This is a genomic window from uncultured Jannaschia sp., from assembly GCF_947494055.1.
Lineage (GTDB): Bacteria > Pseudomonadota > Alphaproteobacteria > Rhodobacterales > Rhodobacteraceae > Jannaschia.
The window spans coordinates 17,905-30,038 of record NZ_CANLTR010000011.1 but is presented as its reverse complement, the minus strand read 5'-3'; the positions used below and the strand labels follow the sequence as shown (position 1 = coordinate 30,038).

Annotated in this window: 9 protein-coding genes; 6 read left to right on the top strand and 3 right to left on the bottom strand. The window is 69.0% G+C overall.

The window, feature by feature from the left end:
* The first annotated feature begins 5 nt into the window (after positions 1–5).
* The 4 genes from purL (at position 6) to grxD (ending at position 3,131) form a co-directional block, all read left to right on the top strand.
* Positions 6–2,180, top strand: coding sequence for a phosphoribosylformylglycinamidine synthase subunit PurL (gene purL, locus Q1A87_RS11580; protein WP_299651462.1), 2,175 nt, complete (start codon positions 6–8; stop codon positions 2,178–2,180).
* Positions 2,181–2,261: 81 nt separating this feature from the next.
* On the top strand, positions 2,262–2,504 hold the full coding sequence (locus Q1A87_RS11575; protein WP_299651459.1) for a BolA family transcriptional regulator: 243 nt from the start codon (positions 2,262–2,264) through the stop codon (positions 2,502–2,504).
* Complete coding sequence (locus tag Q1A87_RS11570; protein ID WP_299651456.1) at positions 2,501–2,764, top strand: hypothetical protein; 264 nt, start codon at positions 2,501–2,503, stop codon at positions 2,762–2,764. The genes Q1A87_RS11575 and Q1A87_RS11570 overlap by 4 nt, the downstream gene beginning before the upstream one ends.
* 4 nt (positions 2,765–2,768) lie before the next feature.
* Positions 2,769–3,131 carry a Grx4 family monothiol glutaredoxin gene (gene grxD, locus Q1A87_RS11565; RefSeq protein ID WP_299651453.1) on the top strand — a complete coding sequence of 121 codons (363 nt, stop codon included), beginning with the start codon at positions 2,769–2,771 and terminating at the stop codon, positions 3,129–3,131.
* A 36-nt stretch (positions 3,132–3,167) separates the two neighbouring features.
* Here grxD and der read toward each other — a convergent pair whose 3' ends face one another.
* The 3 genes from der to Q1A87_RS11550 all read right to left on the bottom strand — a co-directional run bounded on the left by der (position 3,168) and on the right by Q1A87_RS11550 (position 6,720).
* Complete coding sequence (der, locus tag Q1A87_RS11560) at positions 3,168–4,622, bottom strand: ribosome biogenesis GTPase Der (protein ID WP_299651450.1); 1,455 nt, start codon at positions 4,620–4,622, stop codon at positions 3,168–3,170.
* Positions 4,623–4,667: 45 nt separating this feature from the next.
* On the bottom strand, positions 4,668–5,993 hold the full coding sequence (locus Q1A87_RS11555; RefSeq protein WP_299651447.1) for a PQQ-like beta-propeller repeat protein: 1,326 nt from the start codon (positions 5,991–5,993) through the stop codon (positions 4,668–4,670).
* A gap of 61 nt (positions 5,994–6,054) precedes the next feature.
* Positions 6,055–6,720: a hypothetical protein gene (locus Q1A87_RS11550; protein WP_299651444.1), complete on the bottom strand. Its 666-nt coding sequence runs from the start codon at positions 6,718–6,720 to the stop codon at positions 6,055–6,057.
* A 184-nt stretch (positions 6,721–6,904) separates the two neighbouring features.
* Here Q1A87_RS11550 and Q1A87_RS11545 point away from each other — a divergent pair, with 184 nt between their 5' ends.
* Both Q1A87_RS11545 and Q1A87_RS11540 read left to right on the top strand, forming a co-directional pair.
* Positions 6,905–8,200: an efflux RND transporter periplasmic adaptor subunit gene (locus Q1A87_RS11545; protein ID WP_299651441.1), complete on the top strand. Its 1,296-nt coding sequence runs from the start codon at positions 6,905–6,907 to the stop codon at positions 8,198–8,200.
* The gene (locus Q1A87_RS11540) at positions 8,197–12,000 is read left to right on the top strand and encodes an efflux RND transporter permease subunit (protein ID WP_299651438.1); all 3,804 of its coding nucleotides are present in this window, start codon (positions 8,197–8,199) and stop codon (positions 11,998–12,000) included. The genes Q1A87_RS11545 and Q1A87_RS11540 overlap by 4 nt, the downstream gene beginning before the upstream one ends.
* Positions 12,001–12,134 lie beyond the last annotated feature (134 nt).

Here is a 12,134-nt window from a genome sequence, read left to right as displayed (position 1 = left end):
CGCCCATGCAAGAGCCCGACATCACGCCGGACCTGATCGCGGCCCACGGGCTGAAGGACGACGAATACGACCGCGTCCTCGAGATCATCGGCCGCACGCCGAGCTTTACCGAGCTCGGCATCTTCTCGGCGATGTGGAACGAGCATTGCTCCTACAAGTCCTCAAAGAAATGGCTCCGCAAGTTGCCGACCGAGGGACCGCAGGTCATCTGCGGGCCGGGCGAGAATGCGGGCGTGGTCGCCATCGGTCCCGGCCCCGACGGCCGCGAGCTCGCCGTGGTCTTCAAGATGGAGAGCCACAACCACCCCTCCTACATCGAGCCTTATCAGGGTGCCGCGACCGGCGTCGGCGGCATCCTGCGCGACGTGTTCACGATGGGCGCACGTCCCGTCGCCGCGATGAACGCCCTGAGCTTCGGCGAGCCCGCGCATCCGAAGACGCGGCGGCTGGTCCACGGCGTGGTGGAGGGCGTGGGCGGCTACGGCAATTGCTTCGGCGTGCCGACCGTCGCGGGCGAGGTGCGGTTCCACGCAAGCTACAACGGCAACTGCCTCGTCAACGCCTTTGCCGCCGGCATCGCGGAGGCCGACGCGATCTTCTATTCTGCCGCCTCGGGCGTCGGACGACCGGTCGTGTATCTCGGCGCCAAGACGGGGCGCGACGGCGTCGGCGGCGCGACGATGGCCTCGGCCGAGTTCGACGACACGATCGAGGAGAAGCGCCCCACCGTGCAGGTGGGCGACCCCTTCACCGAGAAGCGCCTGATGGAAGCCTGCCTCGAGTTGATGGCCACCGGCGCCGTCGTCTCGATCCAGGACATGGGCGCCGCCGGCCTCACCTGCTCGGCGGTGGAGATGGGCGACAAGGGCCGGCTCGGCATCCGCCTCGACCTCGATCGCGTGCCCGTGCGCGAGGCCGGCATGAGCGCCTACGAGATGATGCTGTCGGAAAGCCAGGAGCGGATGCTTATGGTTCTCGACCCCGCCCGGGAGAACGTGGCACGCGCCGTGTTCGAAAAGTGGGACCTGGATTTCGCCATCGTCGGGGAAACAATCGCCGAAGATCGTTTCCTGATCGTGCACAATGGTGAGACGAAGGCCGATCTTCCCCTTTCGACGCTAGCTTCATCCGCTCCGGAATACGACCGTCCTTTTCATCCGACGCCTCCGGCGGAACCGCTCGGCACCGTCGAAGAGGTAGACCCGATCGAGGGTCTTCGCGCCCTCGTCGGCAGCGCGAACTATTGCGCGCGGGACTGGGTGGTCGAGCAATACGACACGCAGGTCATGGGAGACACGGTTTCCCGGCCTGGCCTCGACGGCGGCATCGTGCGCGTCCACGGCACCGATCGCGGCCTTGCCTTCACCGCCGACGTAACCCCGCGCTACGTCAAGGCGAACCCGGTCGAGGGCGGCAAGCAGGCGGTGGCCGAGGCATATCGCAACCTGATCGCCAAGGGCGCCCGGCCGCTCGCCACGACCGACAACCTCAACTTCGGCAACCCGGAGAAGCCCGAGATCATGGGCCAGTTCGTCGGCGCGCTCGACGGGATCGGGCAGGCCTGCACGGCGCTCGACATGCCGATCGTGTCGGGCAACGTGAGCCTCTACAACGAGACGGACGGCACCGGGATCGACCCGACCCCCACGATCGGCGCGGTCGGGCTCATCGAGGATCTCTCCGACCGGATCGCGCACCGGGTGGAGAACGGGATGCTCGCGCTGCTGCTCGGCGAGAGCGGAACGCATCTCGGCTGCTCCGCGCTCCTGGCCGAGCATTTCGACCGCCACGAGGGTGACGCGCCACCGGTCGATCTCGAAGTCGAACGCGCCCGGGGAGAGTTCATCCTCGCCAACCGCGCCGCGATCCACGCCTGCACCGACCTTTCCGACGGCGGGCTGGCGCTCGCCGCCTTCACGCTGGCCGAGGCGCACGGCGTCGGCGTGACGCTCGACGTCACCGGCACGGCCGCGCTCTTCGGGGAGGATCAGGGCCGCTACCTCATCGCCTGCACCTTCGACGCCGCCGAGGCGCTGATGGTCGCGGCGGGGAAAGCAAGCCTGCCGCTGACGATGGTGGGCCAGTTCGGGGGCGATGTCGTTCGGCTCGGCGCGACGGAGGCACCGTTCGGCGAGCTCTCCTCCCTCTACCGTTCGACCTTCGCCACCCTCTTCGCTTGATCGCGGGCATGTCGGACCGCGACCGGCTTGCCCCGGCGACTTGGCCTGCCTAGCTAGAGGCAAACGGGGAAAGGACCGATTATGGCGATGCAGGCGCACGACATCGAGGCGCTCCTCCGCGAGAGCTTTCCGGAGGCGAAGATCACGATCACCGACCTTGCGGGCGACGGCAACCACTACGCCGCCGAGGTCGTGGACGCCTCCTTCAAAGGCAAATCGCGCGTGGCGCAACAACGAGAGGTCTATGCGGCCCTGAAGGGCCGGATGGACGGTCCCTCGGGCGAATTGCACGCCCTGGCCCTGACGACCCGGGCGCCCGATTGACGACGCTCTCGGCATATCTGGCGCTTTTCATCGTCCTGCTTCTGGTGGGGCGGGCGATCTGGGTGCTGCGCGCCGAGGCCCGTCGGGACGATGGCGGCCGCCCCCGTGGCGTCGCGCCCGGCGAGGGATATACCGAGATCGAGAGCGACTACTTCTCGGGCGTGGGCGGCGGCAACCAGTCCGTCACCCGCGTTCCGAAGGACCCCCAGGAATACGCGCGCGCCTTCGTCCCCGGACGGCGCGGCAAACACAGGAGCTGAAGCGATGACCGATACCAAGACGACGATCGACGAGATGGTGAAGGCCAAGGACGTGGTCCTGTTCATGAAGGGCACCAAGGCGATGCCGCAATGCGGCTTCTCCTCCAAGGTGGCCGGCGTGCTGAACTACATGGCCGTGGACTACTCGGACGTGAACGTGCTCGAGGACGCGGAGATCCGGCAGGGCATCAAGGATTACTCGGACTGGCCGACGATCCCGCAGCTCTACGTGAAGGGCGAGTTCGTCGGCGGCTGCGACATCATCGTGGAAATGACCCTCTCGGGCGAACTCGACACGATGCTGGAACAGAACGGCGTGGCCTACGACAAGGACGCCGCCGAGAAGATCCGCGAAGCGAACGGCTGATTCCATAGCAGGCGGCCCCACGGGCCGCCTGCCGCCTCAATCGGCGCGGCGCCCGTGCGTGTGCTTGCGCAGGCGCGATGGCTCGGCCCGCTTGCGGCCCTTGTATGGGTTCGAGTCGCTCTGCCCGCGCAGATGCAGTCGGATCGGCGTGCCCGGCATGTCGAAGTCGAGCCGCAGACCGTTCACGAGATAACGCGTGTAGCTTTCCGGGATGGCCTCGGGATGCGAGCACATCACGACGAAGCCCGGCGGCCGCGTCTTCACCTGCGTCATGTAGCGCAGCTTGATGCGGCGTCCCTGCGGTGCGGGCGGCGGATGCTGCTCCAGCATGCCGGTCAGCCAGCGATTGAGCGCGGCCGTCGGAACGCGCCGGTTCCACGTCTCGTGTGCCTTGACGATGGCGGCGTGGAGCCGATCGAGCCCCCGCCCCGTCCGTGCGCTGACCGTCACGAGCGGCGCGCCGCGAAGCTGTGGCAGCAACCGCTCGAACTGCTCCTTCAGATGCGCGAGCTTTTCCTGCCGGTGCTCCTCTAGGTCCCACTTGTTCACCGCGACGACGACCGCCCGACCCTCGCGCTCGGCAAGGTCGGCGATCCGCAGATCCTGCGTCTCGAACGGGATCTCCGCGTCGAGGAGGACGACGACCACCTCGGCGAACTTGACCGCGCGGAGGCCGTCGGAGACCGACAGCTTCTCCAGCTTCTCGACGACCTTGGCACGCTTGCGCATCCCGGCCGTGTCGAAGAGGCGCGTCGGCACCCCCTCCCAGTCGAAGTTCAGCGAGATCGAGTCGCGCGTGATCCCCGCCTCCGGTCCGGTCAGCAGGCGCTCCTCGCCGATGATCCGGTTGATGAGCGTGGACTTGCCTGCGTTCGGTCGCCCGACGACGGCGATCTTGAGCGGACGCTTCTCGGTCGGTGCCCAGTCGGCCTCCTCGCCTTCGTCGTCTTCCTCTAGGTCGATATCGGCCTCGGCCTCCTCGGCAGGCGCCACGTCCTTCTCGGCGATCAACGGGCGCAGCATTGCCGCGAGATCGGCCATGCCTTCGCCATGCTCGGCCGAGATGCCGACGGGCTCGCCCAGCCCGAGGGAGAACGCCTCGAACATCCCGGCCTCGCCCTGCCGCCCTTCGGCCTTGTTGGCGGCGAGCAGCACCGGATGGCCCTTGCGGCGCAGGATGTCGGCGAAGACCTCGTCGGCGGGCGTGATGCCCGTGCGGGCATCGACGACGAAGAGCGCGGCGTCGGCCATGTCCACCGCCCGCTCCGTCAGGCGGCGCATCCGGCCCTGCAGACTGTCGTCTGTCGCCTCCTCGAGCCCGGCCGTGTCGATCACCGTGAAGCGCAGATCGCCCAGCCGCGCCGACCCCTCGCGCAGATCGCGCGTCACCCCCGGCTGATTATCGACGAGCGCCAGGCGGCGACCGACGAGACGGTTGAACAGGGTGGACTTGCCGACATTGGGTCGGCCGACGATGGCAAGGGTGAACATGGACGCGCTCCGGAACTCAGAGGCGGCGCCTAACGCATCCGGCCCTCAACGGAAAGCGTGAAGCGTCCCGGAGCGGTCCACGACGTAGAGGGCATTCCCGAACGCGATCGGCCGCGAGGCGGCGCCGTCGGGCAGTTCGATGCTGTTCGCCAGCGCGCCCGTCACCGGATCGAAGCCGCGAAGCGCCCCGTCGGAGGAGGCGATCCAGAGCCGCCCGCCGGCGAGCACGGGTCCGAAATGCGCGTACATCCCTTGCCGCCGTTTCAGCCTAGCTGTGCGGTAGAGCGGAAGGTCCGTCCGCCAGATCACCGCACCGGTGACGGCGTCCATCCGCAGAAGCTGCGCCCGGTCCGTCACCGCGAAGAGCGATCCGCCGGCAAGGACTAAAGGGGACATGGCCCCCTCGCCCGCCGTCCAGAGCCGTTCGCCCGAAGCCTCGGAAAGCGCAATCATCCGGCCCGCCGAGGTGCCCGCATAGATCGTTCCGACAGCGACGAGCGGATCGCCGGTGATGTCGCCGACCGTGTTGTAGGCCACGCCGCGGCGCGCGCCGCCGACATTCGCGCCCCAGAGGCGGGTGCCGCTCTCGCGCAGGGCGTTCACGATCTCGCCCGACCCGAAGGGCAGGATCACGGACCGGTCGGTTACCGCCGGCGCCGGCGAGGTCGCCATGACCGACGGCGCAGGCGCGGCCGGAAGCTCCCAGCGGATGCGCCCGTCGCTCGCATCGAGCGCCCAGGCGCGGTTGTCGCGGCTGACGACGTAGACAAGGCCGCCCGCGACCTTCGGCGTGGTGATCGGCGCGTCGAGACGCTGCACCCAGCGGGTCCGCCCCGTCGCGGGATCGAGCGCGTGCAACTCGCCGAAACCCGTCGTGACGTACAGCGTGCCGTCGACCACGGCGAGACCGCCGCCCGACGCGTCATCCGCGCGTTCGAGGGGGGGGACGAGGTCGCGCGACCAGAGCCGCGACCCCGAGACCGACGTGGCCGCGACACCGGCCTTCGCGTCGAGCGTGAAGATGCGCGCGCCGTCGGAGACCGGGTCCGTGGTCAGGCGCTGCCGGCGGGTATCGCCGGCGCCGATATCGCTCGACCAGATGCGGCGCGGCGCGGGCGACAGCGTCGCATGATCCGGGTCGTTGCGCAGGTTGCCGACGCGCATCGGCCAGTCGGCGAGCGTCCGCGGCGCCGGCAAGGCGAGTGCCGAAACGGCTCCGCCGGCGGTGTCAGACGCCGCGGCGACGACACCGAGTCCGTCGAGACCGCCCGCGCGCACGGGAAGCCGCTCGCCTGGCAGGATCGCCTCGTCGTCGCCGCAACCCGCGAGCACGAGACAGGCGCACAGGAGAGTGCAGGCGAACGCTCTCATGTCGGCGAACCCGGCTCGTGCCGTCCCTGCGATCCCGTTCGGATCCGGCGTCGCCCGCGCGTCACGCCGGCTCCGGCGTCGCGCCCAGCGCGACGATCAGTTGCGTGGCACGGCGGCGCAGGGGCTCCGTCGCCTCCGCGTCCTCGGTCAGGGCCCGCAGCAACGTCAGCGCGGTCGCCTCGTCGCCCGCCTCGAGCGCCATCAGCGCCTGCAGCTCCACCGCCATCGGACGATAGGGCGCACCGGGCGCGGCCAGCGCCTCGAGGATCGCGGCATCCTGCGACGCCTCGCCCGTCCCGTCGACCAGCATGAGCTTGAGCAGAGCAAGGTCGCGATAGGCCGCCGGCACGTCCGCCATCTCCGAGACCTCGAGAAGATGTGCCCGCGCCGCCGCGTCGTCGGCCCCGCCCTCCGTCGCGTTCAATGCCGCCGTCGCGCGCAGAAGGGCGAGGATTGCCGCCTGCCCATCGTCCGCCGGCGCGACCTCGCCCAGTGCCGCGCGCCTTGCCGTCAGATCCTCGCCGTCCAGCGCATCGAGCACGGCGCTCCCGAAAGCCTGGGCCCGCGCCTGGGCCTGGGCACGACGCCATTCGGCGAAGGCCGCGCCACCGACGAGCAGGATCACGATCAGGATGGCAAGCCAGCCCCAGCGACGCATCGTCCCGTAGAGGCGGTCGCGGCGCACCTCCTCGGTGACCTCGTCGATGAAGCTTTCCGGGTTGGACATCGCCACTGATCCTCGTCGCTCGCGTTGGCGCTTCTAGCGCAGGCCGCCAGATGCGCCAACCCGGAATAGCGTCGGGACCACGCAGCTTGTCTTTTGCTGTCGCGTTGCTAAGATGTTTCGGTCGGCGCAACGTTCGAGACAGGTTCGTGCGGATCGACCGAGAAGCCTGCTAGAAGGGCTCTTGATGCGCCTGTTCCCCCTGATCACCGCCATCCTCGTCTGCGTGGCCCTTTATGCCGTGGTCCTGCAACGCGACGCGCTGCTCGGCCTCGCCTACGGCATGACCGGTGATTCCCCGCCGGTCGCTGCAGATACGAATGCCGGCCGGCGCCCCGCTCCCATCGTCGAAGCCGACGCGGCCTCGGCGGAGCCGGTCCGTGTCGTCGCGATACGCTCGCGGGCGCGGGAGGTTCCGGACGGCGTTCTCGTCCGTGGACAGTCGCAGGCCGCGCGCGAGGTCACCGTGATGTCGGAGACGACCGGCGCCGTCCTTTCCGAGCCGCTGCGAAAGGGAGCCTTCGTCGAGGCCGGTCAGGTCCTATGCGAGCTCGACCCGGGTTCGCGCGGCGCGACCTTGTCGGAGGCGGAAGCGCGGCTCGCCGAAGCCCGGGCGCGCGTTCCCGAAGCGGAGGCGCGGCTGCCCGAAACCGAGGCCCGGATCGCGGAGGCGCAGGCGCGGCTGGAGGAGGCGCGGCTCAACCAGAACGCAGCGAGCCGCCTGTCCGAACGCGGTTTCTCCTCCGAGACGAGCCTCGCCAACGCGCAGGCCGCCCTGCGGGCCGCCGAGGCCGGGGTGACCGCGACCTCGACGGGGCGCGAGACGGTGCGGGCCGGCATCGAATCGGCGCGGGCCGGCGTGCAGGCGGCGGAGGCCGCGGTGGAGCGGGCGCGGCTGGATATCGAGAAGCTGACGATCGAGGCGCCCTTTGCCGGACTTCTGGAAAGCGATACCGCCGAGATCGGCACGCTGCTGCAACCGGGCTCGCCCTGCGCCGACATCGTACAGCTCGACCCGATGAAGCTCGTGGGCTTCCTGCCCGAGGCGCAGGTGGACCGTGTCGAGCCCGGCGCGCCGGCCCGGGCGCGTCTGGCGTCCGGTGGCACGGCCGAGGGCCAGGTGACGTTCCTGAGCCGCTCCGCCGACGAGTTGACCCGAACCTTCCGGGTCGAGGTGACCGTTCCGAACGGCGACCTCGCCATCCGGGACGGCCAGACCGCCGAGATCGTGATCGAGACGCCACCGACGATCGCGCATCTCGTCCCCGCCTCCGCCATGACGCTCGACGATCAGGGGCGTCTCGGCGTGCGGATCGTCGAGGACGACCGGGCCGGCTTCGCCGAAGTCTCGCTCGTCCGCGACACGGTGGAGGGCGTGCTGCTCGCCGGACTGCCCGAGCAGGTCGAGATCATCACCGTGGGACAGGAATACGTCACCGACGGCGTGCCCGTCCGGGTGAGCTTCGCGCAGGACGCGCAATGATCGGGATCGTCGACTGGGCCGCCGGCCGGGCCCGCATGGTGCTGGCCTTCGTCGCGCTGTCCATCCTCGCCGGCGGGTTCGCCTACTGGACGCTGCCGAAGGAGGGCGAGCCGGATATCGACATTCCGGGCCTCTTCATCTCCGTGCCGTTCCCCGGCATCTCCTCGATGGATTCCGAGAAGCTGCTCCTCAAGCCGATGGAGACCCGCCTCAAGGAGATCGACGGGCTCGAGACGATGCTGGCCACGGCGTCGGAAGGCTATGCCGGGCTCGCGCTCGAATTCGAGTTCGGCTGGGACAAGAACGCCACCATCGCCGACGTGCGCGACAAGATGGGACAGGCCGAGGCCGAGTTCCCCGACGGGGCCGAGCAGTACACGATCAACGAGATCAACTTCTCCGAGTTTCCGATCCTGATCGTCTCGCTCTCGGGCTTGGCGCCGGAGCGCACGCTGCTCCGGCTGGCCGAAGACCTGCAGGACCGGCTCGAGGCGATGCCGCCGATCCTCGAGGCCGGACTCGCCGGGCATCGCGACGAGATGCTGGAAGTCCTGATCGACCCGCTGGCGCTCGAGGCCTACAACGTGACGGCGGGCGAACTCGTGCAGGTGGTCACGAACAACAACCTGCTCGTCGCGACCGGCTCGGTGGAGACCGCCTCGGGCGCGTTCCCCGTCAAGATCCCGGGCAGCTTCGAGACCCCCGCCGACGTCTACGCCCTGCCGGTCAAGACCGATGGCGACCGCGTCATCACGCTGGGCGACCTCGCGCAGGTGAACCTGACCTATCAGGACCGAGAGGGCACGGCCCGCTACAACGGCGAGACGACCGTGGCGCTCCAGGTCGTCAAGCGGAAGGGCTTCAACATCATCGACACCGCCGCCGAGGTCCGCGAGGAGATCGCCGCCGAGACGGCCACCTGGCCCGAGGAGCTGCGGCAGGCCGTGGACGTCACCGTCACGCTCGACCAGTCAAAGACGGTCGAGTCGATGGTGCAGCAACTCGAAGGATCGGTTCTGACCGCCATCGCGCTCGTCATGGTTGTGGTTCTCGGGACGCTGGGAACCCGGTCGGCACTGCTGGTGGGTTTCGCGATCCCGACCTCGTTCCTGCTCAGCTTCGCGATCATGGCGGTCGTCGGAATCACCATCTCAAACATCGTCATGTTCGGACTGATCCTCGCCGTGGGAATGCTGGTGGACGGCGCGATCGTCGTCGTCGAATACGCCGACAAGCGCATCGCCGAGGGCTCCGGCCCGATGTCGGCCTATACCGAGGCGGCGCGGCGCATGTTCTGGCCGGTGATCTCGTCGACGGCGACCACGCTCTGCGCCTTCCTGCCGATGCTGTTCTGGCCGGGCATCGCCGGCGAGTTCATGGGCATGCTGCCGGTGACGATCATCTTCGTGCTGTCCGCCTCGCTCGTGGTGGCGCTCGTCTACCTGCCGGTGCTCGGCGGTGTCGCGGGGCGGATCTCGCGGGCGTTCGGACGGGCCTCGAACGGCCTGCGACGCATGTTCGGCCTGCCGATCCGGCTCGCCCTTGCCTGCGTCGCCGCGCTGCTGCTCGCGGCGGCCATCCTGCAAACGCTGAACCCGAATTTCTTGCTGCCAAGTCATCTGACCGCCGCGCCGGGTGCCCTGATCTCCACATTGAGCGCCTTCGCCGTGGTCGCCGGGCTGATCGCGGTTTCGATCACGTTGGGCGCAGTCGCCCGGCCGGTGCGCGCGGGCCGTGTCCAGTCGGGCCGCCAGCGTCGGCCGTTCGGGTGGTTCATCAACCTCATCGTCGGCAACCCGATCGGCCCGGTCGTCGCGATCGCCACCGTGGCGATCACCGTCGCCTCGGTCTTCGCCTATTACGGCCGCAACAATGCCGGGGTCGAATTCTTCGTCGAGAGCGAGCTGGAGCAGGCGAACATCTTCATCCGTGCCCGCGGCAACCTGTCGCTCGAGGAGAAGGACGCGCTTCTGCGCCGGGCGGAGCGCATCGTTCTGCAGACGCCGGGCATCGACTCCGCCTTCGCCTTCGCGGGCGACGGGGGCCTATCCTCGGGCGGGCCGGCGAACGGGCCACCGAACGACACGATTGGGCAGATCCAGATCGAGATGGTCCGATGGGAGGAGCGGCCGACCGTCTCGGAGCCGTGGTTCACGCTGTTCGGGGTCACGGTCCGCCGCAACGTCGTCGATCCCGCCTTCGACGGCGACCGGATCGGCGAGACGCTCCTGGCGCGCCTGCGGGACCTGCCGGGCACCAAGGTCGACCTCACGCAACAGGATCGCGGCCCCGGCGCGGCCAAACCCATCCACCTTCGCCTGACGGGCGACGATTGGGATGCGCTGTTGCAGGCGACGGCGGACATTCGCGCCCGTTTCGAGGCAATGCCCGGACTGATCGACATCGAGGATTCGCTGCCGCTCCCCGGCATCGACTGGGAGGTGGATGTCGATGTGGAGAAGGCGGGCCGCTTCGGGGCCGACGTGGCGACGGTGGGTGCGATGGTGCAACTCGTCACGCGCGGCATCCTCCTCGACACGATGCGGGTCGACAGCTCCGACTACGAGATCGACATCCGCATGCGGCTGCCCGAGGCCGATCGCCTCCTCGCGACGCTCGACAACCTGAAGGTCCGCACGAATGACGGGCTGGTCCCGCTCGCAAACTTCATCACGCGCCGCGCCGTCCCCCGGCTCGCGCAGATCGACCGGGTCGACGCGCAGCGCTTCTTCGACGTGAAGGCCGACGTGGCCCCGGGGCTTTTGGCGGCCACGGCCGGGGACGGCGCGCCGTTGGGCATTCTCCGCACGGAGGAGGTCGCCACGGAGGCCACCCTGCGCGGCGCCGACGGAACGGCCTACGCGATCATGGCCTCCGACGATCCCCCGGCGCTGGCGGAGGCGGTCGCGGCGGGCCGGGCCACGATCCTGCCCGTGACGGCGGATGAACGGATCGGCGCGCTGACCCGGGCGCTCGAGACGCAGGACCTGCTGCCCGCAAGCGTCGCCTGGGAATGGACGGGCGACCAAGAGGAGCAGGCCGAGAGCATGGCCTTCCTCGGCAATGCGTTCCTCGGCGCGCTCGGGCTGATGTTCGTGATCCTGCTCGCGCAGTTCAATTCCTTCTACAATTCCGCCCTCGTCCTTCTCGCCGTCGTGCTGTCGACCACCGGTGTCCTGATCGGAATGCTGGTCATGGATCAGCAATTCTCGATCATCATGACCGGCACGGGCATCGTCGCGCTGGCCGGGATCGTGGTGAACAACAACATCGTCCTGATCGACACCTATCAGGAATACGCCCGCTACATGCCCCGCCTCGAGGCGATCACGCGCACGGCCGAGGACCGGATCCGACCGGTCCTGTTGACGACGCTGACGACGATGGCGGGGCTGGCGCCGATGATGTTCGGGCTGAGCTTCGACTTCGCCGCGGGCGGATACTCGATCGGATCGCCCACGGCCCTGTGGTGGATTCAGCTCGCCACCGCCGTGGTCTGGGGGCTCGGCGTGGCGACGGTGCTGACGCTTGTCGTCACGCCGGCCCTCCTCGCCGTGCGGGTCTGGCTGGCTGCCTATCTGCGCGCGGCCTTCCGCCTGATGGGACGGATTGGGTTCGACCGGGCGAGCCGGTCGGGCGCGGACTGGCTCCTGCGGCGGCAGGCCCGCAGGGTCGCGGTGCCGACGCTGCTCTGGGCCGCGGACGGGTCGAGCCGAACGGACGACACGCGTGCGACGGAGCCGGCGATCGCGGTCGTCACCGATCGTGAAAGCGTGCCGCCGCTCCGCGCGGCGGAATAGCCCTGTATCGGATTTGACACGGATTGCGGAGGTCGACCCTAGTTTCGACAAAATTAAGCCCTCAAAAACTTCTGCTTGCGATGCATGTCCGGATCGCCCTCCTCTACCGGATCTCACCCATGACGCAGCAAGCC